Here is a 22,466-nt window from a genome sequence, read left to right on the forward strand (position 1 = left end):
ACACGCCGTTTAACGGTCTTTCGTTTAGCAACTGACGGTTAATCGTTGAATAATTTGTCTCTTATTGATAGTCAGTAAAATATAGAGAAATCTCTATTCTGCCTCTCTCTCCCGAGGGAGAGGGCCGGAGTGAGGTTTTTATTAAGGGCCTGTTATTCTATCAATACAACAGCATAGGCGGCAATTCCATCTTCTCTGCCAATGGCATCGAGGTGCTCGTTGGTGGTGGCTTTGATGGAAATGTTGTCGGGATCGGTGCCGATGATGTCGGCAATACATTGTTGCATTGCCGGGATATGCGGATTCAGCTTGGGGCGTTCGGCACAAACGGTGGCGTCGATATTGCCGAGACGGTAACCTTTCGATGCAATCAAAGCTACCGTTTTACGCAGAATCACCTTGCTGTCCATATCTAATGTGTCGGCAGAAGTGTCCGGAAAGTGGTATCCTATATCACGCATATTGGCCGCACCGAGCATCGCATCGCAGATGGCGTGCAGCAAAACGTCGGCGTCACTGTGGCCTAACAGACCCGAACTGTGGTCTATCTTGATGCCGCCAAGCCATAAATCGCGGCCTTCTACCAAACGGTGGACATCGTATCCAAAGCCTACTCGAATCATTGGTAATTGAAAATTAATAATTGAGAACTGATAATTAGGAACCGTATTCATTGATAATCGGGAATTGAATGAATTCTCAATTCTTAATTATCAACTATCAATTCCCTGTTCATTTGCGCCGAAACAGATCCTTGATACCATCCATATCGAAGGTAAGAGAGAAGCGGAGGGTCTGGTCGAGTGGATTACTCTTGGTCGTGGCAATGACATATCCCGCATCCAAAGAGAACACATTCATCTTGAATCCGGCACCGACGGTAAAGTATTTAAGATCTCCTTTGTTGGCGCTTTCATTGTGATAGCCGGCTCGCAGACTGAATTTGTCATTGTAAATATATTCTGCTCCGATGCTCCATTGCACCTCTTGCATCTCTTCTTTGAATCCTCCGGGAGCGTCGCTGAAACTCTTGAAGATGCCGCTGATGCTCGAAACGTCGTAGTAATCGCGTTGAAGGCGGTCTTGGTAAGCCTGCGTGGTTTCGCCGTCTTGCTGTTTCGGTTTGGTGGGAACAAGCAATTTGTTAGCATCGGCGGCCAAAGTGAGCCGGTTGTAATTGTCAATGGGAATCATCAAAGCACCTCCCAGGCGCAGGTTTGTGGGTATAAAGTCGCTGTTGTCATCGTTACCCATATTGATTTTGCTGCCGATATTCGAGATATTCAGGCCCAAGCCCAACTGGCATTCACGCGCTCCGAGCGTGGGATAGGTCTGGTAATAGAGTCCCAAATCAGCTGCAAAGGCCGATCCCAGACTTGTTTCCTCGCTGTAACTGTATGTCAGATCGGAATAGATCCACCGCACACCGGCCGCAATCGACAATTTCTCACTCAGCATAATGGAGTAAGCCACATCGAAAGACATCTCATACGGGCGTATGGTCATTGCTGCTGTGCCGGGCTTGTTGGTCTCAACCTCGCCGAGAGAGAAGTATCTTAGTGAGCTTGAAACGGCCGAATAATTGCCGATTCGATAATAGCCTGCGAGATAGGCAAGGTAAATATCGGTGACCAATTGCCGCAGCCAAGGCGTATAATTCAGTGAAACGCCGGCCCGTGAGATGTTAAACGGGTACTTGGCGGGGTTCCAATATTGTGAATTTACATCCGGATCGGTGGCTACTCCGACATCACCCATACCAGCGCCACGGGCATCCGGAGCAATCATCTGCGAGGTAACGGAATAGTAAACGGGGTTGAACATCCGCGGTTTGTCCTGTGCCCGTACTATAATCGACGCTGTACAGAGCAGCGAGAGCAGGGCTATTCTTGTCAGTTTGTTCATTCTTCGGTCAATGATTTTAATAATGAAACGTTGTCATTGGGCTATTTATTGCTCGTAATGATTAGTTTTCGGGCTTTGGAAACGTAATGACTGCCGTTGCAGGCGATGCTTACGCGGTAGAGATAAACACCCGTTTCGAGCCGGTTTCCGTTGTCGGCGGTCAGATTCCAAGGCACGGTATAGGTGCCCGAAGTGCTCACACCGCGCTCTTGGTGGGTCCAAAGCGGGCAGCCGTTGAGGTCGAACACCTCGATGAGTACATCTATTTCGCTACCCGTTCGGTCGTGATTGATGATGAAACCGGTGGTCGTTGAGGCCGGGTTTTCAGTACATCCGATGCTGAAAAGAGACGGTTCGAGACCTTCTACGACCGTGAATGAGAGGCGTGTTGTCGATGAGTTGTTCAGCACATCCCACGCTCTGAATGTGAGTTCGTGCCTTCCCGGTGTCAGCATCGGTATGTTGAAAGCCACTGATCCGGCGGTATATGAATTGAAATCGTATGTAAAGCGGTCGTTCAACACATAGCTTTGCGCGGCCAGTCCGTCAATAGTCAGCTGCAAGTCGTGACCGATGCTGCTGCCGCTGACGTTCAGCCCGCTTTCGTCTCGTAGTTGAGCGACAAAGTAAGGTGTGCTGTTTACCTTTCCACCATTGGTAAACGAGGGTGAGTTGAGGTAACAATAGATGGCGGGTCCGATGGAATCGGTGCTCGAAATACCGCTTCCGCCGATGAGAAACCTATCTGATGAGCCGTGAGCAGTCATTGTTCGGCCGGTATTAACGGCATAGACGTTGATCAATCCGGTGCCTTCGGTATAGTCGATGTCCTTTGGAATGGCGAAGGAAAACGTGAAACGACTGCCCCGAACACTGTCGGAACCGTTAAAAATCGTGCGTGTCCGGTCGTGATAAGTGAATGGTGAGGAGGCGCCCGACTTCGAATTGTCGTTCAACCGGCACGTAATCAGCTCTCGTTTGTCTCTGACGAGGGCCGTAACGATGCCTTGAAAGTTGCTGACTCCCTCTATATGGCCTTTCACTGTGGCTACAGTGCCGGCCCGCAAACGTGCAATCGCTGTGGCAGAAGCTGTCGGAACATCGTTCACCGAGTCGATAACAGCTCGTAAGGTGGGCTGATTGAGCGCCAGAGCCGGGTCTCCCAAAAGGGCGTATTGCAGTTTATTAGTCGTCAAGTCTTGCTCGGTGGTAATCAATTCATTCTTAGCCAGTCGCTGAGCTTCGCCTATCGATATAGGTTTTCCGTCTTTTTTGCCGAGCACGTAGCGTAGAAACGCCATATTGATAACGCGGTTTCGGTCGGCATAAACGGTACGCGTGGTTCCGTAAAAGGCCACAGCGCCGCCCCGTTTGTTTAGAATGGCTACCTCGCCAATAGTCGGCACAGCACCATCGAACGGCATAATGTCGCACGACGCAGTAATCCAAAGCGGCAGATTCTTATTTGTGAAGCGCTCGAAATCTGTGAGTTTCAATACCGATTCGTGTGAAATTACATCCTCACGACCGTGTCCTGCATAATCCATTATCAATGCCCCATCGGTCTGTTGCTGCTTAATGGTGCGCTCAACATCGGGATATGTGAAGCCCGTAGACGACGATTCGCGACGGTAAGCATCCCACATCACCTTGCGAACAACGTACCCCGGATGTCCTGTTGCAGCCTGTTCGGCAGCGTCATCGGCGTCTTTCATATGGAGATTAGCGTTTCCGTCGTCGCCCATAAACAGCAAAGTGTTTTGCCACGGACCCGCGTTGGCATTACTAGCATAGGCTATCGTCTTGTCGACAAGCGTTTTGGCATCGTCTGGATCGACCACAGGGAAGCGCCCGACAGCTACATCCTGCTTGTCGGTTTGCTGCAAATCGCCCCCCTCGCCGTCGTCTAACAGACAGAAAAAACCATCGTCCACGTAACACGAAACCTTGTTAAACGAATTCTCGCTTTCATAACATAGCAGGTAATCTTCGGGCTTTGTGGCAGCCCAATGAGCCGTATTCATTCGGTTATCCCACGCACAATCGCCGAAGAGTAACAGATAACGGGGCAGATCTTCGGCCTTTTCGGCACGGTCGTAAAGCATTTTCAGATAGCGGCGATAGGCATTGGCGTCGGGCGTTCCGCTGCTGAACTCATTGAGAAGTTCGTCTGCCGGCACGATGCGCACTCGCAATCCGTCGTGACGTTCGTGGAAAGCGGCCAACCGACGAGCCTGCTCCAAGAGCTTTTGCGATGTCGGAATGATGATTACCATATCGCAAGCTGCATCGGCGTGACGGTCTTGCGGGGTGATGTTATGTACGTATTCGGCAGCCGGAAAGGCATCGACAGCTAAGCGAGGAGCCGGTTTTGGCGTGTCGAATGTGATGGAAATATAATCTAATCGTACCGGACCACCGGCCGTTGTACTGACAGTGACGGCGTTATCGGTCGTCAGATTGTCTACGGGCAGTGTAACAACGGCTTCCTTTCCTTTCTCATACGTGTCGGCTTCACTGTCTGTCCACATCATCGAAGCGGTTCCGATGCGTGTTCCGTTGCACGTGATGACGGCCTCGCTGGTGGTTCCCGCAGTTACGGCAACCGATAAAACGCCTCGCGATTGATGGCCGGGCGCTTTGACGTTGAATGTATGCGATGTGCCTTTGGCTATGGGAATGTCCTCGAAAAGATTGCGACCGCCTTGGTACCAAGCATAATTATCTACCTCGTGCAGGATGTGATAGTCGGCTGCCGAGGGATAAAACGATGCGAGAAAAGCTGTAGAATCGACCGTCAGAGGTGCTGCATCGCTTTCTGTAATAAAGTAATAGCCATAGTCGGAATAGGGGTTTCGCGTGCGAATGGTGGTCTTTCGGTCGGCCCAACTCACTGTACCGCGACCGTAAAAAAGTCGTTGTCCGCCCACGATACAGGTCGGAATTTCTTTCAAATCGTCATATTTGGTCAGGTCATTGGCCGTCAATATCTCGTTTTGTAGGTGTCCGCCGTAGCCGTAAATCTTTACTTTCTCAGGATGGGTAAAGCCTGCCCGTCGGATCACTTCATCCGTCAGACGATGCACGCCATTGTCTTTCACACGGATTTTTGCCCATCGTCCGCTCGCCAAAACAGAGTGGTCGGCATACGGCAGACTACTTTTCGGGCTGCGTGTAATGGCTTTTGCCTGCACTGCGGACGACTTCTTGCGCCGCGCCTCTATACTGATCATAAAGCTACTGAGTATCAGCCACTTGCCATTGCGGTGTACTAAGGGACAGAAATTCACTTCCAAGGCACCTCGTTTGCGGTCGACGACGATGCGACGGTTAATTCGCGGGAATGCAGGTAATACCGAATCGGCCAGCATCCGGAGTTTTTTCACTTCTGCAATAGGCATCTCCGTGAACTCGGGATATCTGATTCGGACGGTATAAACAGAGTCTTTGAACTGGTCTCCAAGAGCAAATGAGCGGGTAAAATACGGCAATCGTCCCTCAATTCTGACGTCTTTCGCCGCCAAATTTACAAACTCTTGCCCTTGCATCTGTGTGCAAAGCAAGAGCAAAAGACTGATACAAAGATGTCTAATAATTCTCATTCCTTTACTCTTCTCCCCTCAAACAGATTGCGAAAAATGAGATTTCTTGTTCTCATTCGTGTCTCCTTTCTTTTGGAGGGGCTGCCGGAGACTATTTATTTGCAATTGAATTCCATTACCTTTTGCTCTTCAATATACCCTTCGATGTGGTCATCGATGTGTACGGGACCCGTTCCTGCGGGCGTTCCTGTATAAAGAATGTCGCCCGTTTTGAGGGTGAAGAACCGACTGATATAGGCTATCAGCTCATCTACTTGAAACAACATATCGCTCGTACAACCCTTTTGCACGGTGCATCCGTTGATATCTAACCGAAAGCGAAGTGCCTGAATATCGCGTAATTTGTGCACATCTATCCAGTCGCCGATAGCTGCTGAGCCGTCGAAACCTTTGCATAGGTCCCACGGCAGACCTGCTTTGCGCAGCTGTTGTTGCCATTCGCGGGCCGTAAAGTCTACTCCCAAAGTCACCGCATCATAGTAACGGTGGGCGAAACGCTGTGGAATCGTCTTGCCTAACCTACTGATTCGTACCACGATTTCGGCCTCATAATCGATTCGTCCCATATCATCGGGGATGAAAAAGGGCTTATGCGACCTTAGCAAAGCAGTGTCTGCTTTGGTGAAAATGACCGGAGTCTCCGGTTTATATAACGTTCCGTCCAACTCTTTATTGTGTTGGATGTAGTTCATTCCGACTGCAAATATCTTCATTCTGACAATTTTTTAGCCCTTTTTCTTCCCTTTCGGAGAAGTCGAAAAGGTGGGGTGGAGTGCTGTTTTACAAATTGATTATTGCTGATTGATATTGAGAGCTTGAGCGTTTTATAGCCGGTTGAGAATCGAAAATACACAGAGTACATTGCCGTTAACGCTTACTTGTATTGCGAAAAGCCGTTAATCGTCGTGTGATTAACTATTACTTGCACGCCGTTTAAGGGTTAGTTGCAATGCATTTGACTATTAACTGAATTGCTATTTGTATCTTTTCTGACTCCAAATCGCAGCAGACTGCTTTATTCTTATATTAAAAATGCCGGCCCTTTTTATAAAAGTGGCCGGCATATAATTATGTTTTACTAAAAAAGATGAGATGATTCGAGTATTATTCAGCCCGAAGCGTGAAGCGTTTGAATGCTGTCACGGTGAGCTCTTTATCCGCAGCGTGCAGGTAGTCACTGACAGTGAGCTTACTGTCTTGGATAAATTCCTGGTTTAATAGGCACGATTCTTTGTAGAATTTGGCCATTCTTCCCTTGGCAATATTCTGTATCATCTGCTCGGGTAAGTTGTTAGCTTTCTCCGTTGCGACGTCTTTCTTGATGCGACGGATTTCTTCTGCTTGTGCTTCTGTTATCTCTTTCTTAGCGATTCCTTCTGCAATGTGCTCCTCGTTTTCGGCTATATAGAGATTGAAACCGGCCTTCTTCAAAGCTGCCTGAACAGCTTTCTCAATCTGTTCTTCCTTTGTTTTCTCGATGGCTACCTTCAACTCGTTGTCCTTAACGTCCTGAGGCACGCTCGCTTCATCAAGAGCCACGGGATTCATAGCGGCAATCTGCATCGTCACTGCGTGTCCCTGCTCTTCTGCGGACTTGTTCAACCGAACCAAAGTGCACAAAAGATTCTTGTTCATATGGTTGTATGAGTAGATGTTTTGGCCTTCGAGATAGTTGTATCCGTCAAGTTCCATCTTCTCACCGGTGATTCCTGAGCGTGCAATAATTGCCTCTTGAACGGTCTGTCCGTCGTTGAATTTCAGGTTTTTTACCTCTTCTAAGCTCTTGGCTTTGGCTGCAACGGCCTCGTCGAGGATGTTGCGTGTGAGCTGAATATAGTCTTCGCCGTTGGCAACGAAGTCGGTTTCGCACTTCAAAGCGATGATGGCACCGAAGCCGTCAACTACTTTTACGAGCACGCAACCATTGGAAGTCTCGCGGTCTGAACGCTTAGCGGCGATAGCTTGACCCTTTTCCCGGATGATTTCTATTGCCTTTTCGATATTGCCCTCACTGTCGGTGAGCGCCTTTTTGCAGTCAGCAAGCCCCGCGCCTGTCAGTTTACGGAGTTTCTGAACATCAGCTATTGAAACATTCATTGTCAATATTCCTTTGTCATTTAGATATTAATAATAATGAGAAGAATTATTCTGCGGCAGGTGCTTCAGCCTCAACCGGAGTCTCAGTAGCAGCTGATTCTTCCTCTTTGCGTGCCTTACGAGATGTGCGGCGACGACCTTCTGCGGCTTCTTCTGCCTGTTCTGCGGCTGCTTTTTCATCCGCTTTCTCGGCTTTCCGTTCCTCTAATCCCTCGGCAATAGCAGTGCAACAAGCTGTGAGAATCACGTCGATGCTGTCTTTTGCGTCGTCATTGGCCGGGATAATAAAGTCTATATTCTTCGGATCCGAATTCGTATCGACTATTGCAAAGACAGGAATACCAAGACGGTTGGCTTCTCTTACAGCGATATTTTCTTTCATTACATCAACCACGAAGAGTGCGGCGGGCAGACGGGTAAGGTCTGCAATCGAGCCGAGATTCTTCTCCAACTTGGCCCGTTGACGGTTGATCTGCAAGATTTCACGCTTTGAAAGGTTGGCGAAAGTACCGTCATTCATCAGTTTGTCGATGTTCGTCATTTTCTTAACTGCCTTCCGAATAGTCGGGAAATTGGTGAGCATACCGCCCGGCCAACGCTCGATTACGTACGGCATATTGATGCTTGCAGCTCTCTCTGCAACCACTTCCTTAGCTTGTTTTTTAGTAGCGACGAACAGAATCTTCTTTCCTGATTTGGCGATTTGTTTCAAAGCGTCGGCTGCTTCATCGATTTTGGCAACTGTCTTGTGTAGATCGATGATATGGATACCGTTTCTTTCCATAAAGATATACGGTGCCATAGCCGGGTTCCATTTACGACTGAGGTGGCCAAAATGGCTTCCTGCCTGTAATAATTGGTCAAAATTAGTTCTTGACATTTTGTTTTCTTTCTTTTGATTGTTTACTTTCTGTTGAATTCTTTTGTTAGAACCAGCCGCCGAGTAGTACTCCGATCGAGTGTCTTGGCGGTTTAGATGCTAAACGAATTGTCTGTTTTGAGTTGAGACGTTAATGAGTTTATAGGTCGATTCGCTATTTCTGACAAGATATCTGTCACAAACTTAGAAATGATAAACTTAAAAACGAACACTCTCAAATTAACGCTTACTGAACTGGAAGCGTTTGCGCGCCTTTGGACGACCCGGTTTCTTACGCTCGACAGCACGTGAATCGCGTGTGAGAAAACCTTCGTCTTTCAACGCTTTCTTGTCGTCGGCATTGATTTTAACCAATGCGCGGGCAATGGCAAGGCGCAAAGCCTGACTCTGTCCGGTGAAACCGCCGCCGTCAAGATTTGCTTTGATATCGTATTTCTCGGTAACTTCGAGCAGCTGCAGCGGTTGTTTAACAACAAATTGCAGGATAGCTGATGGGAAATATACCGTTAAATCTTTTTTATTTATCGTGATCTTACCGGTTCCTTCAGTGAGGTATACACGAGCAACGGAGCTCTTACGGCGACCGATAGCATTAATCATTTCCATCTTTTCCTAATTATTTATACTGGTTAATATCAATTGCCGTGGGCTTCTGAGCAGCCTTATCGTGCTCAGCTCCATTGTAAACGTACAGGTTTTTCAATATTTTGCGGCCGAGAATACCCTTCGGAAGCATTCCCTTTACGGCGTGGCGGATGATCTTCTCAGCACCATCGGGGCGCTTACGAAGCTCTGCGGGCGTGCTGAAACGCTGTCCGCCGGGATAACCGGTATAACGAGTGTAAACCTTATCAGTCTCTTTCTTGCCCGAGAAAATTACCTTCTCAGCATTGATTAAGATGACATTGTCTCCACAATCCACGTGTGGTGTGAAGCTGGGTTTGTACTTTCCGCGAAGTAATTTGGCTACTTTGGAGCACAGGCGACCCACAACCTGGTCACTGGCATCGACTACCACCCACTCCTTTTTAGCTGTTTCCTTGTTCACGGAAATAGTTTTGTAACTTAAAGTGTCCATTTCTTCTTTTCAATTTTACTACTAAAAAACATTTCATTCGTTGGCTCCGGACGATTCACTAACCGTCGCGCTCGGCCAAAAGCACGACTATTAACACGCCCGAAAGTGGGGACTCTAAGTTCATCCCCGAAATAATCGGACTGCAAAGTTACATATTTTATAAATAAAACACAGGTAAGACCCAGGATGAAATCTTGTGAATTATGTATTATTAACAATCTTAATGTTTTTTGTGTCGTATCGAATTGCTTTCTGATGAATGGTTTGGCACCAATTCTCCGGCTCCAGCTTGCGGATTAATAAAGAATTTAAATACGCTAATAAATAGTTAAAAAAGACGGTTTTGTTTGTTCTTTATACCGATATTCGTTTCTTTATAAAGACGAATCCGATAAAAACGACTGACCGCTTAACACTACATAACGATATGCCTGACTTGAAAACGATTTTGCTTTCTGCGCTTTTGACAATGGGCATAGCCCCTTTACAGGCACAAACCGTATATGGGAGGATAGTTGATGAGCACTCGAAGCCTGTGAAATACGCCAGTGTCGTGGCGTTGAATCCCGCGGACTACGCTCAGAAAACATAGAAAAGATCGAGGTCATAGCCAACTTGTGATCAGAAACTGCATTCAACTTTCTCTTCGTCCAATGTCTTCGTCTCTTCGGCAATGTACGGCCGGCGGCTTCCGCAAGTCAAGTTGATCGTCTATTACACATCCACTTGGGGAAAGACTCACAGTGCGTCGAAGATAGAAAACAGCAATCAGGAAGATAGAAATAGGGCAATATAGCAAAGAACTTATCCCCCATTACCTCTCCGTCGTATTTTAAATAGAAAGAGATTTGTATTCCCCTGATATCTAATTATATACAGACCTCATTCCAATGAATGCTTACTTACCTCGAAACTCCTTAATTCCTAACCTTGCAATTAATGGTTAATCACTCTGCGAAAAGCCGTTAAACGGCGTGCGATTAACCGTTAATTGCGAGGTGATTAACGGTTAATCGAAATAGGATATGTATCTGATTGATATTCAACTATATAGAAAGCAGGTGCCCATTTGTGGGAATCGAAGTTTCGGCTGACGTATACAAATTTTAAAATAACTAACTTTTGGTTTTCTGTTTGGTTCCTTGATATGAAAAGAAAGTTTGCAATTTGCCTGATTATCTACTATTTTTTCTGCTGTTATCATATTGCTCTTTGAAAAAGAATGCGTAATTTTGCGCCTTTAAAATACAACCTTTATGGAAAAGAATGAGAAACAATCGGGCAGTCTGATCTATGGAGTCAACGAGCGGCCGGCGTTGCGCGACACCCTTTTTGCGGCCATTCAACATCTTCTTGCGATATTTATCGCCATCATTACACCACCTTTAATCATCGCCAAAGCATTGCATTTGGATCTTGCTTTGACTGGTTTCTTAGTATCGATGGCTCTTTTCGTGTCGGGCATTGCTACCTTTATTCAATGCCGGAAGATAGGTCCTGTGGGTTGCGGACTGCTTTGTGTGCAGGGCACCAGCTTCTCATTCATTGGTCCCATCATTGCAATTGGCAACGCAGGAGGCCTTCCGCTCATCTTTGGAGCGTGTATTGCAGGCGCTCCGGTGGAGATGATGATGAGCTATTCGTTTAAATATCTGCGTCGGATTATTACGCCGTTGGTCAGCGGAATCGTTGTAATGCTCATCGGATTAAGCCTGATCAAAGCTGGTATTGTGGCCTGTGGGGGCGGTAATACGGATGCCCCCGACTTTGCTTCACCGCGTAATCTACTGGTGGCCAGCGTAGTTTTGCTCAGCGTTATACTGCTCAATAGCACGCGCAATAAGTATATTCGGATGAGTTCGATATTTACGGGTGTAGTCATCGGCTATATCTTGTCGCTCGCCTTGGGGATGGTCGATTTCGGAAATATCGCTGCCCACAGTTCTACGGCATTCTATGTGCCGGCTCCTTTCAAGTTGGGCGTCGACTTCAATGTATCTTCCATCATTGCCGTTGCATTGGTTTACTTGGTTACGGCGATAGAAGCCACGGGCGATGTAACGGCCAACTCGATGATTTCCGGTCGTCCGGTAGAGGGCGAAGAATATGTCAAACGAGTGTCGGGAGGCGTCTTGGCCGACGGTATTAACTCGCTGTTGGCTGGCGTTTTCAGTTCTTTTCCCAACTCGATATTCGCTCAAAACAATGGGATTATTCAACTAACAGGCGTGGCTAGCCGTTATGTGGGTTACTTTATCGCTGTAATGCTCATTTTGCTCGGGCTTTTTCCCATCGTGGGTATCGTCTTCTCGCTGATGCCTTCGGCTGTTTTGGGTGGCGCAACACTGTTAATGTTCGGTACGGTGGCCGCTGCCGGTGTGCGCATCGTGGCCTCGCAGAAGCTTGATCACCGTTCAATGCTTGTTATTGCAGCCAGTTTATCGCTCGGAATAGGCGTCGAACTGATGCCCGACATTCTGCGACAGCTGCCCCTAAGTGTGCAAACTATTTTCTCATCGGGCATTACCACGGGCGGACTTACAGCCATTATCTGTAACGTATTGATTAATTTGAAGAAATAAACACACGCAATGGACAAGTTAAAACAGCGTATTCTGCAAGACGGTAAGTGCTATTCCGGTGGCATCTTAAAGGTAGATAGCTTTATAAATCACCAAATGGACCCTAATCTGATGATGGAGTTGGCCAAGGAGTTTGCTGCTCTTTTCGCCGGACTTCACATCAATAAGATCATCACAATAGAAGCAAGCGGCATCGCTCCGGCTATACTTGTGGGCTATCTGATGCAACTTCCCGTGGTGTTTATCAAAAAGAAAGAACCCAAAACAATGGAGAATATGCTCACATCTGTGGTTCATTCATTTACGAAAGACCGCGATTACACGGTTTGTATCAGCACTGACTATCTTACAAAAGATGATCACGTGCTCTTCATTGATGATTTCTTGGCCAACGGCAATGCGTCGATGGGGGTGATAGACTTGTGTCGTAAGGCCGGCGCTAAGATTGAAGCGATGGGCTTTATCATTGAGAAAGCATTCCAGCAAGGTGGCAAAACCCTTCGTAAACACGGCATTCGCTACACGGCTTTGGCCACTGTCGAGAGCTTGGACGACTGTAAAATCAAGCTGAAATAACAGCGGATAAAGGTGGAAAAGCTCAGTAACAGTGATATTGTGCGTCGATCTGAATCGCGTGCCGAACTCGCTTTGGCTTCGGGAAAGGTGCTTCTCACGGATTGTTTCATCAGGGAAAATATCACGATGAGGCCTAATTAGCGGGCTGTTACAAACAAACGAATGGGCCGTATATTGGTATCTACTCTCGAAACGGTTTCAAACAACGCTACAGCTTGGTATTGCCAGAAGTTGATTTTCCGTAATATACCGCTTTGGATGGTACTTTCTACGCTCGAAAAGACCTATAATGTGCAGATTCATTTATCTTCGTCGATCAACACCAAAGACCTTTTCACTGGTACGATAACAAGCAAGAGTCTCAATAAAGACCTTGAAATTCTCGAAGCCTCTTGTCATTTCCATACAAAATACGGGGCAACACGGTAGGAATCTGTCGCTGAATAATAAAAAGGAAACAGATTTATCCGCTACCGTTTCTCTTTCATTTTTATTTCAAGACTCATCATTGCTGTAACTGATTGATATACAATGCTGTATGGGTTTGTTGCAAATCACATTGCAACTAATGATTAAACGCACGGTAATTAACTATTAATCGCACGCCGTTTAACGGCTTTTCGCACAGTGATTGATGCTTAATTGGAAATGTGGTATAATGTAATTGTCATACATTATATATCTTACTGATAATTAGAGGATTACAAACCAGATGCGGGAATGTAGGATAATCGTGTATCGAAACGTCAATATGGATGATAAAACAATCGTATTCAATCTCCTTTCATTATTTTTTATTATCTTTGCTCACGTTTTAAATGCTGTTTCATATATGAATAGACTGTTATTGACCATTGCTTTTTGGATATTCGTTATCATATCGCAGGCCCGGAATATTGTCTTCAATCATTTGCTGCCAGAAAACGGACTGTCTCAGATTACGGTTAATAACCTCTATGCAGATGAGAATGGAAAGATCTGGATTGCTACGCGTGTGGGATTGGATTGTTATAACGGCAATTCCATTCAGGTGTTTCGACACAATCCACGCGATGAGCGAAGCCTTTTCTGTAACAATGTTCTGCGGCTGACCGGTGATGGAAAAGGTAAGATTTATCTGCTCTGTTCAGAGGGGGTAGCAGAACTTGACATTCCTACACATCGTTTTACGACGCTTAAATACGGCAGAGTGGGCACCATTTGTTATCAAGATCGGCTATATATCAGTATAGGAAACTCTATTTTATCTTATGATTCGAAAAACAAGAAGTTTATGCCCTACCTGAAATTGCCTGTCAATGTACAGATAACTGCTCTCGCGATGGATGCCTTGCATCGGTTATGGATCGGTACACAGACAGGCGGAGTGTTTTGTTATGCGGGTAAAACGCTGTCACATCCTATAATTGAAGGCAATATCACAACTATTTATGAAGATGGCCGGTACACCAAATGGATAGGCAGTTGGCATCACGGCTTTTGGACAATCGATGCAAAAGGGAATATCGAAAATATTCGTCAAGGACAAGGTTTAGTCTCCAATTTTGTGCGTGCTTTTCACGAAGACAATGAAGGTAAGATGTGGATCGGTACCTTTCACGGTCTGATGCAATATGACAGACAAACGAAAGACTTTCGTCTATTTACGGCAATGAACTTGCCGGGCGGTCTGACAGATTCGAGTATATGGAGTATTATTAAAGATCGGCAAGGTACTTTGTGGCTGGGAACCTATTTCGGCGGAGTCAACTATTTTAATCCGGAATATGAAATATTCACCCATTATCGTGCTACGAACAGCGAACGAATAGGATTGAGCAATCCGGTAGTAGGCAGAATGACAGAAGACAGTGCAGGTAATCTGTGGATTTGCACCGAAGGAGGAGGTCTGAATGTCTATCATCCGCGTACCAAAAGCTTTACGCGGTATCTCTATCCGGGAAAGGTTATCTCGCAAAATAATCTGAAAGCCATTTACTTCGATGCTTTGCGTAATACGATTTGGGTAGGCACACATCTTGGTGGTCTTGACAGAATAGATCTTAAAACGGGGACATCTACATTCTACCGTCATCGCCACGGAGATGGTAAAAGTTTGCCGTCAGACATTGTTCGAGATATCATTGCCGACGGGAGACAACTCATCATTGCCACACAAGATGGTGTAGCGATGATGAATCCGGAGCAAGGCAGCTTCAACTCTCTTTTGGTGAAAGAGCAACTCGGTGCCGTGCCCAGTATCTGTTTGGATAATAAGCATCGTCTTTGGATTGCCACAGACGGGAAAGGCGTATTCCGATATGATATCGCATCCGGTAAATATCGACATTTTACATTTTCCAAAGAGAAAGGAAGTTTGAGCTGTAACAATATCAACAATATAATGAAAGACAGTCGGGGACGTATCTGGTTGTCGACGGCTTATGATGGTATTGACCTTTATGACGAGGCTACCGGAACTTTTGAGAATTACGGACAGAGAGAAGGTTTGATGAGCGATTGCGTTTATACTACCCAGATGTCAGCATTCGACAGCAATTGTTTGCTGCTGATTACCAACCGTGGATTCTCTATTTTCAATATCGAAACAAAGCGATTCCGCAATTATGACCACGCTAATGGATTTCCGTTGGCTACCATCAATGAAAATGCGCTTTATGTAACACGTAATAAGGAAGTGTTTATTGGCGGAGTGCAAGGTATGGTTTCGTTCTATGAAAAAGACCTATATAAGCGTACAAAACCTTACCAATTGGGATTCGGCAGGCTCTTTGTAAACAACAAAGAAGTGTCTCCCGGCGATTCAACAGATATCTTAGCACAAGACTTATCATATTTAAAGGAGATTACCTTGCCACATACGGCATCGGTGTTCAGCATCGAATATTCCACGACGAACTATATTAAAGCTAATGGCGACTTGCTAAAATATCGGCTGATAGGTTCGTCCCGGGAGTGGATTCCGATACAGAGAGGGCAAAAGAATTTGATTTTCACAGGGCTGCAACCGGGTAAATATATCCTGGAACTCTGTTCTGAACGATCGGATATACCTGTATCACGGCTCACAATTCATATTCTTCCACCTTGGTATTTATCGTGGTGGGCTTATCTCTGCTATGTGATTTTAGCCTTGGCAGGAGTCCGGTGGTTAGTATCCGACTATCGCAATCGCATCCGTCTGACTGAATCGTTGGAGTATGAGCAGCAACACGTAAAAGACATAGAAGAATGTAACTTAGCGAAAATACGCTTCTTTACCAATGTCTCACACGAAATACGTACGCCGCTGACCATTATTATTGGTTTGTCTGAAACCTTGTTAGGATCGAAAACGTTTCCTTCTTCTGCCTATAATAAGGTTTTGGGGATTTATAAAAACAGCAAACAACTGAAAGAATTGATTTCCGAACTGCTCGATTTCAAGAAACAAGAGCTTGGACATATTCATATCCACGCCTATCGGCAAGACTTGACAGCTTTCGTTCAGGAGAATTGTTTGCTCTTCAAAGAGTTTGCAGCTGGTAAAGGAATCAACTTGGTATTCAGACAAGAAGGACCTTTGACGCTGTTGTTCGACCAAAAACAGATGCAAAAGGTGGTGAATAATCTTCTTTCCAATGCAATCAAGCATACGCCGCAAGGCGGAACTGTTACCGTGACCGTGTACAGTGATACGACACATGCCTTGATTTCAGTGACGAATACGGGTAAAGGTATCCCTGTGCAGGAACTCGACAAGGTGTTTACCATTTATTATCAGATACGCGACTTTGAAAGTCTCTCGGACATTGGCACCGGTATCGGCCTGCATTTAGCGAAAAGTATCGTTGAGTTACATCACGGAGAAATTACTGTCGAGTCGCAAATAAACCAAAGCACGACCTTTATCGTGAAGCTGCCATTGGATGAAAATCTGTTCAGTAGTGAAGAAATCGAACACGAAGAACCCAAGGTGCTCCTGAATCAATATGAGAGTCAGGAAGAAAAACAAATTGATGAGCCACGTGTTGTACCCGATGCTTTAGACGCAACGATTCTCATTGTTGAAGATAACGATGATATCCGGCAGTTGCTCATCAATATTTTCTATCCGTATTACCGTATATTGACTGCTGTCGACGGGCGTGAAGCGTTGGAAATCATACACGATGAAATGCCCGATCTTGTGGTGAGTGATATTGTAATGCCTAATATGCCTGGCACGAAATTATGTAAAGCGATAAAACAAGACTTTTCGATTTGTCATATTCCGATTGTTCTACTCACGGCAAAAACTTCTATTGAAAATACAGTAGAAGGACTTAAAATCGGTGCCGACGACTATATTACCAAACCGTTTAATAGTGATATTCTTATATCACGTTGTAATAACTTGGTTAATTCTCGGCGGTTGTTACAGCGAAAGTTTAGTCGGCATCCGCACACTCACGCCGATCTGCTGGCTTCCAACCCCTTAGACAAAGACTTATTAGATCGTGCGATGAAGATAATAGACCGTTATTATAAGGATTCCGACTTCAATGTCGATACCTTTGCAAGGGAAGTCGGTATGTCGAGAACGGCCCTTTTTACCAAATGGAAGACCTTGACAGGGCAGACACCGAAAGTTTTCATCCTCAATATGAGATTGCGAAAAGCTGCTGATATGTTACGTAATCGTCTTGATTTAAGTATTGCAGAAATCAGCGACAAGAACGGATTCTCCAGTCCGCGTTATTTCTGCAAGTGCTTTAAGGATGCTTACAAGCAGCAACCATCGGCATATCGGCACGGAAAAGACGCCGAAACATTTGAAGAGGAAGGAGAAGAGAAAACTATACATACCGCCACTTAACTAAAAGGTTCGGTCTTCGACCAATTTCTTTTGATAAAATGACAAATCACTTACGACAAAAACGAGATGAAGAAAAGAATTCTTTTTATTTGCTTAGGCAATATTTGCCGTAGTCCGGCAGCCGAAGGTGTGATGCGGACATTGGTACATCGGGCCGGCCGAGATGCCGAGTTTGAAATCGACTCGGCAGGAATCGGCGGTTGGCACGTAGGGCAATTGCCCGACAGCAGGATGCGCCGACACGGCGCCGAGCGCGGATATACCTTTGATTCACGTGCCCGACAGTTCTCCGAAAATGATTTCTCGCATTTCGATTATATTCTTGTAATGGATCACGACAACTTTCGTGCTGTCACAGCAATGGCGCCCACACCCGCGGATAGAAACAAAGTACGAATGCTCACCGATTATTTGCAGCAGCATCCAGATGCCTCTGTCGTCCCCGATCCTTATTACGGCGGCCCCGCAGACTTCGATTATGCTTTAGATTTAATCGAGGATGCGTGCAGGGGAATACTCAATCGCATATAGGGAACATATATTTATGTTGAATGAACCGTGTGCGAGGCTGGTATAGAACCTTTGTGGAATTATTGGGAATTATTGGGAAGAAAGCCTTGCACTTGACATCTATTCATTTCTCGATATAGCTTTCTATCCATATGGCAGTAGTACCAAAGATATAGAACGGCAATGGCGTATATCTTATTCCAATCAATGCTGGGCGATTTTCTATCATTACATTCTTGTAAAATCCCAGCCATTTGTAGGTTAGTGTCTCATCACAATCGTGGTCTACCGCATAAGTAAGGCAACTTCCGACAACGATGCCTGCCGTGAAAACGAGGGCAGCCTTGGTGGCAAGCAATGTTGCGGCGGCCACTGCTGCCGCACCGGGCGTGGCACGATCGCGGCGGTAATGGCAATTCCGATACGGGCCCTACACAAAGTGCGCACAGACCTGCATAGAAACTTTGCGGATTCCGGCAGCCGAAACTCGCAGAAATCTTTCGGTCGTCTACATTCAGCAAGGAGTCTTTCGTAGTTCTTACTACCTCCTATTTTACATTATTTTTACAAATTCCAAGTTGCTAGTGCCAAGAGCTCCTCGTAATCCTTTGGAATTCACTTTTAAGTTCGGGATACTTCCTTTTGATACATTAAAGTCCAGCTTTTACTTTATTATGATCCTGTCATTTATTGAATACGCGTTTAAATTCTTTCTTGGACAAAATATGCCCTAAATATTGCTTTACGTGGTGTCGTTGGTACATATTATGTACAAGTCATTGTGAAGATAACTGCTCATTTTGTTTACTTTAAATATTGAGGATTGCGATTTATATAGTTAGGATTCCAATATTCTACAACCTGTCGGTTTTCAAAAGGCTTTCCCACAAATAGAAAATGTCCGTAAACTTTCTTTTTCCTAAATTTATATTTATTAATTATGAAACGAAAAACATCTTTAATAGAATCGTCTTTTTTGAATAAGAAGTCTATGTTTACAGGACTGTACAGCAGAATTTTTTTTCTCTCAAAATTTAAGATAATCATCCGGGTTTTGTCTATTGAAGTATTCAAGCCTCTTATGCTATATAGATTTTGAATATTATCTCTATAAAATAACTTACTATTCTTATAGAAATAGAGTTCTTCGTTTTTTATTTCCAACCGTATTTCCCGTAAAGTTATTAAGTATAATGTAATGAAAGGAATAGCCACGCATAAGCTCCCTCTCATTATTAGTTGATAAGAATTAAATTGCTTAGGTTCAAAGAAATTGTAGTAAAGTAGCATACCAATAGCAACTGACAACAGTCCTAATCCCAATACTCCTGCCATATTACAAATGGTAATCCTGATTTTAAATGTTTTTTCCACTTGTCATTCCTCCAACTTTCTTAATTTAAATTGGCAAAGATTTTCGATATTATATTTTACAGCTTCATTTATCGAAAGGTTTGATTCTTTGACAATGTGTGTGTCTTCTGATCTAATGTGCATATTAAATAAAACTTACGATATCTGTGAACTTATACACCTATTTTATATTTTCCCAAAATGAGGTCTTGTTGATACATATTAGGTACAGATCATAATGAATGATAACTGTTCATTTTAAAGATTCAAAATTGTGGTTTATATAGAAAGGATTCCAATATTCTTCAATTGCTTTGTTTTCTATCTTTTTTCCGAGACATAGGAATCTGCCAAATACCCTTTTCCTCTTAAATGTCGATTCGTGTATAATAAAATAAAAAACATCGCTGAGTTGGTCGTCATTTCTAAACAAAAGATCTAACTTCACTGGACTTCGTAACTCTATCTTTCTGTCAACAAAGTAAAATATCACGATTCTAATACCTGTGGAAGGATTATTCTTTGCAATAATCTTTTGCAAATTACGAAAACTATTTTCATAAAAAAGCCTATTATTTCGATAAAAGGATAACTTTTCATTCTTTATTTCTAATCGTACTTTTCGTAAAGTAATCAGGTATAGTGTAATGAAAGGAATAGCCGCGCATAAGCTCCCTCTCATTATTAGTTGATAAGAATTAAATTGCTTAGGTTCAAAGAAATTGTAGTAAAGTAGCATACCAATAGCAACTGACAACAGTCCTAATCCCAATACTCCTGCCATATTACAAATGGTAATCCTGATTTTAAATGTTTTTTCCACTTGTCATTCCTCCAACTTTCTTAATTTAAATTGGCAAAGATTTTCGATATTGTATTTTACAGCTTCATTTATCGAAAGGTCTGCGGTTCCACGTTGTCGGTGTTCTACAATGTGTATTTCTGAGAGCATTCAAGCCTTCTGTAGCATATTTCTCATACCAAATTGTAAAAGGTACGCCTGGGGATACCTAAACGCTTGAGGGACTGAACAATACTTAACTCTGAACGCTTTACTGTCAGAACGATGGCCTCTTTCTCTTCCGCACTATAACGTATATACGATTCATGCATAGGATTTATTCGATGAGTTTCAAGTTTTTTACAACGTCATATCTCACTACCAAATCAGCAAGTGCTTCTTCTAAACGAATATTTTCTTGACGAAGTTCTTTTACCTCATCACTTGTTGCTTCACGAACGATATCTCCATCAAGGCGAGCTTTGCCAGCCTCAATAAATTCCTTATTCCATTTGTAATAAGTACTATCAGATATACCATATTTATGGCAGAGTTCAGCAATACTCTGCTCGTCACGGATACCTTCCATCACTATCAAAACTTTTTGCTCTGAGGTGGAAATTCGCTTAGTGTTACGACGGATATCCTTTAATAAGGATTTTGAAGACTCCTGCTTAGGATTCACTGAAAAATTCTTTTTTGTTGTCATTGTGCAAATATACCTTATTTATTAATAATTCAAACTACCCCCCCAAACTTAATTGGAGATCCTGTTGTGCACTTTAGTTTGACAACGTACAACTGTTACTCAGAAAAAGAGCCATTATAGAAACTGTGAATGATGAACTTAAAACATTGCACAGGTTCCCTCACTTTTCATTGTAAGCGAACAAAGGGATTGTCCGATAAGAGTCTTGTCGTAAAACTGATTCTATTGAATAACAGTCATATAGTGAGAATTATTTCTCGTTTTGCAGTTTCCAAAATTTAGTGAAGGAGTATCCTTGTCTGCATTGGTTTTGTGATGAATCTTATAGCAGTATTACAATAACATGAGTCCAGTATAAGAGAAGGAAATATTGTCGTCCGCCCTTTTTATCCGACAATTCGAAAGTCCATTACCAAGCTCGTTTCATTGTTTCCTTTAAATTACCCCTTTTCCATTTTATTATAAAATCGTGAGAGAACATTTATTGTAAGTAAGGCATCAATATATTTATTATTGGTTTCATTTTCAAAATTTTTAGATATAATAGCACCAAGTCTATTTTTCTTAATATGCTCATTGAATGTATAATAATTGCCATTATCTAAATCTTGTCGCATCCTTTCTAAATAGAGAAGAATTATTTTATATATATCAAGCTTTGGAAAGTTATTGATGAACTCTTTGGTTTTATTAACAGCTTCCGTAAATAGTAAATCAAATTCTTTGCGAGTAATAGTTATAGAAAAATTACCTTGTATAAAATCATCTATAGTTGAACCTTTAAGATTATATGAATATTTTTCGTTAATAATATTTAGAATTCCAAATTCATTTTTATTACTTTCATTCATAATTTTTATTTTTGATTATTGGGATAAATAGGGAGAACCTTTTGCTTTGGAACAGTGATAGAACCTTTTATGGCTTGATTCTCTTTCGGTATATATATTTGTGATCCTGTTCCTTCTGTTTTTACTGGAATATTTTCTCCATTTTTTTGCAAACTCCAAGTGTCATCAATTGGTGCAGAAGTACTCTGTAGGCCATAAGAATCTTCTTCTATGTTTATTTGGTTCTTATTAACCTTATCTATTTGATTAGATGGATGATAATTTTCATCTCGTACACTATAACGCTCAGAGATACCTAATTGAGAAGGACTATTAGAATTATTATCTGTGTAGTATTGACCTTTTGCGTAATTTCCTTTAGTATTATGTTTTTGATATTGATATAATTTTGTCCCTTTTTTAAGTAGTATTATTCTAACAGGCATCTGATAGTCTATACCGCTTAATTCCGATTCCATCACTTTCGTGGCGTCGGTAATATCCATTCCGTTTTTAATTCTTTCATCATACACCTTTTTATAAAAATCAATGGCTACCTTTTGTCTACTACTCATAATATCTCGTTTAAACAGCAATTTACTACCCTCAATATATCCCTTATTGGCTATCCTTCGCAATGCATAAGGTATTTGATAATCTGCATTTATTGTCTGTATATTCAATCCCACCATGCTAAGAGGAGTGGCCGCGGCATTTGCAATTTCT

The 22,466-nt window shown here is 43.5% G+C and carries 21 protein-coding genes; 7 read left to right on the forward strand and 14 right to left on the reverse strand.

Translation table 11 applies throughout. The features are described from left to right. Nucleotides 1-152 precede the first annotated feature (152 nt). From ispF to rplM, 8 genes are all read right to left on the reverse strand, one after another. Entirely contained in the window at nucleotides 153-623 is a 471-nt protein-coding gene (ispF, locus tag RWY97_RS07255) for a 2-C-methyl-D-erythritol 2,4-cyclodiphosphate synthase (protein ID WP_024991486.1), read from the reverse strand. A gap of 109 nt (nucleotides 624-732) precedes the next feature. Then, on the reverse strand, nucleotides 733-1,905 hold the full coding sequence (gene porV, locus RWY97_RS07260) for a type IX secretion system outer membrane channel protein PorV (RefSeq protein WP_024991487.1): 1,173 nt from the start codon (nucleotides 1,903-1,905) through the stop codon (nucleotides 733-735). Nucleotides 1,906-1,946: 41 nt separating this feature from the next. Further along, nucleotides 1,947-5,507, reverse strand: a complete 3,561-nt coding sequence (gene porU, locus RWY97_RS07265; RefSeq protein ID WP_315566372.1) for a type IX secretion system sortase PorU — start codon at nucleotides 5,505-5,507, stop codon at nucleotides 1,947-1,949. A gap of 95 nt (nucleotides 5,508-5,602) precedes the next feature. Next, nucleotides 5,603-6,220: a fumarylacetoacetate hydrolase family protein gene (locus RWY97_RS07270; RefSeq protein WP_315566374.1), complete on the reverse strand. Its 618-nt coding sequence runs from the start codon at nucleotides 6,218-6,220 to the stop codon at nucleotides 5,603-5,605. Between the two features lie 391 nt (nucleotides 6,221-6,611). Then, the gene (tsf, locus tag RWY97_RS07275; protein ID WP_315566376.1) at nucleotides 6,612-7,604 is read right to left on the reverse strand and encodes a translation elongation factor Ts; all 993 of its coding nucleotides are present in this window, start codon (nucleotides 7,602-7,604) and stop codon (nucleotides 6,612-6,614) included. A gap of 46 nt (nucleotides 7,605-7,650) precedes the next feature. After that, complete coding sequence (rpsB, locus tag RWY97_RS07280) at nucleotides 7,651-8,484, reverse strand: 30S ribosomal protein S2 (RefSeq protein ID WP_025065001.1); 834 nt, start codon at nucleotides 8,482-8,484, stop codon at nucleotides 7,651-7,653. Nucleotides 8,485-8,703: 219 nt separating this feature from the next. Then, nucleotides 8,704-9,090: a 30S ribosomal protein S9 gene (gene rpsI, locus RWY97_RS07285; RefSeq protein ID WP_024991490.1), complete on the reverse strand. Its 387-nt coding sequence runs from the start codon at nucleotides 9,088-9,090 to the stop codon at nucleotides 8,704-8,706. A 10-nt stretch (nucleotides 9,091-9,100) separates the two neighbouring features. After that, nucleotides 9,101-9,562, reverse strand: a complete 462-nt coding sequence (gene rplM, locus RWY97_RS07290) for a 50S ribosomal protein L13 (RefSeq protein ID WP_021584109.1) — start codon at nucleotides 9,560-9,562, stop codon at nucleotides 9,101-9,103. A gap of 427 nt (nucleotides 9,563-9,989) precedes the next feature. Between rplM and RWY97_RS07295 the strand changes: the two genes are divergently transcribed. The 7 genes from RWY97_RS07295 (at nucleotide 9,990) to RWY97_RS07325 (ending at nucleotide 18,088) form a co-directional block, all read left to right on the forward strand. Continuing rightward, a complete protein-coding gene (locus RWY97_RS07295; RefSeq protein WP_315566377.1) occupies nucleotides 9,990-10,154 on the forward strand; it encodes a hypothetical protein in 165 nt (54 codons plus the stop codon). Between the two features lie 664 nt (nucleotides 10,155-10,818). Then, nucleotides 10,819-12,144, forward strand: coding sequence for a nucleobase:cation symporter-2 family protein (locus tag RWY97_RS07300; protein WP_314080001.1), 1,326 nt, complete (start codon nucleotides 10,819-10,821; stop codon nucleotides 12,142-12,144). A 9-nt stretch (nucleotides 12,145-12,153) separates the two neighbouring features. Then, nucleotides 12,154-12,720 (forward strand): xanthine phosphoribosyltransferase, encoded by a 567-nt coding sequence (gene xpt / locus RWY97_RS07305; RefSeq protein ID WP_021584223.1) that lies wholly within the window; start codon nucleotides 12,154-12,156, stop codon nucleotides 12,718-12,720. 12 nt (nucleotides 12,721-12,732) lie between these two features. Beyond that, nucleotides 12,733-12,861, forward strand: a complete 129-nt coding sequence (locus RWY97_RS07310; protein ID WP_262502483.1) for a hypothetical protein — start codon at nucleotides 12,733-12,735, stop codon at nucleotides 12,859-12,861. A gap of 21 nt (nucleotides 12,862-12,882) precedes the next feature. Continuing rightward, a complete protein-coding gene (locus tag RWY97_RS07315) occupies nucleotides 12,883-13,149 on the forward strand; it encodes a DUF4974 domain-containing protein (RefSeq protein ID WP_315566379.1) in 267 nt (88 codons plus the stop codon). A gap of 403 nt (nucleotides 13,150-13,552) precedes the next feature. Further along, a complete protein-coding gene (locus RWY97_RS07320; RefSeq protein WP_315566381.1) occupies nucleotides 13,553-17,557 on the forward strand; it encodes a hybrid sensor histidine kinase/response regulator transcription factor in 4,005 nt (1,334 codons plus the stop codon). 66 nt (nucleotides 17,558-17,623) lie between these two features. Next, nucleotides 17,624-18,088, forward strand: coding sequence for a low molecular weight protein-tyrosine-phosphatase (locus tag RWY97_RS07325; RefSeq protein WP_273176812.1), 465 nt, complete (start codon nucleotides 17,624-17,626; stop codon nucleotides 18,086-18,088). A 103-nt stretch (nucleotides 18,089-18,191) separates the two neighbouring features. Here the strand turns inward: RWY97_RS07325 and RWY97_RS07330 are convergent, their stop codons facing one another. From RWY97_RS07330 to RWY97_RS07355, 6 genes are all read right to left on the reverse strand, one after another. Then, a complete protein-coding gene (locus RWY97_RS07330; RefSeq protein WP_315566382.1) occupies nucleotides 18,192-18,440 on the reverse strand; it encodes a hypothetical protein in 249 nt (82 codons plus the stop codon). Between the two features lie 431 nt (nucleotides 18,441-18,871). Continuing rightward, nucleotides 18,872-19,402 carry a hypothetical protein gene (locus RWY97_RS07335; RefSeq protein WP_315566384.1) on the reverse strand — a complete coding sequence of 177 codons (531 nt, stop codon included), beginning with the start codon at nucleotides 19,400-19,402 and terminating at the stop codon, nucleotides 18,872-18,874. A 271-nt stretch (nucleotides 19,403-19,673) separates the two neighbouring features. Then, nucleotides 19,674-20,204 carry a hypothetical protein gene (locus tag RWY97_RS07340; RefSeq protein ID WP_315566385.1) on the reverse strand — a complete coding sequence of 177 codons (531 nt, stop codon included), beginning with the start codon at nucleotides 20,202-20,204 and terminating at the stop codon, nucleotides 19,674-19,676. 334 nt (nucleotides 20,205-20,538) lie between these two features. Continuing rightward, nucleotides 20,539-20,910, reverse strand: a complete 372-nt coding sequence (locus tag RWY97_RS07345; RefSeq protein WP_315566387.1) for a transposase — start codon at nucleotides 20,908-20,910, stop codon at nucleotides 20,539-20,541. A 440-nt stretch (nucleotides 20,911-21,350) separates the two neighbouring features. Continuing rightward, complete coding sequence (locus tag RWY97_RS07350; protein WP_021584092.1) at nucleotides 21,351-21,761, reverse strand: hypothetical protein; 411 nt, start codon at nucleotides 21,759-21,761, stop codon at nucleotides 21,351-21,353. A 5-nt stretch (nucleotides 21,762-21,766) separates the two neighbouring features. Then, on the reverse strand, nucleotides 21,767-22,466 hold a 700-nt coding region (locus tag RWY97_RS07355; RefSeq protein WP_315566389.1), incomplete at its 5' end, for a polymorphic toxin type 46 domain-containing protein.

The sequence above is a fragment of the Hoylesella pleuritidis genome (assembly GCF_963541955.1).
GTDB lineage: Bacteria > Bacteroidota > Bacteroidia > Bacteroidales > Bacteroidaceae > Prevotella > Prevotella pleuritidis.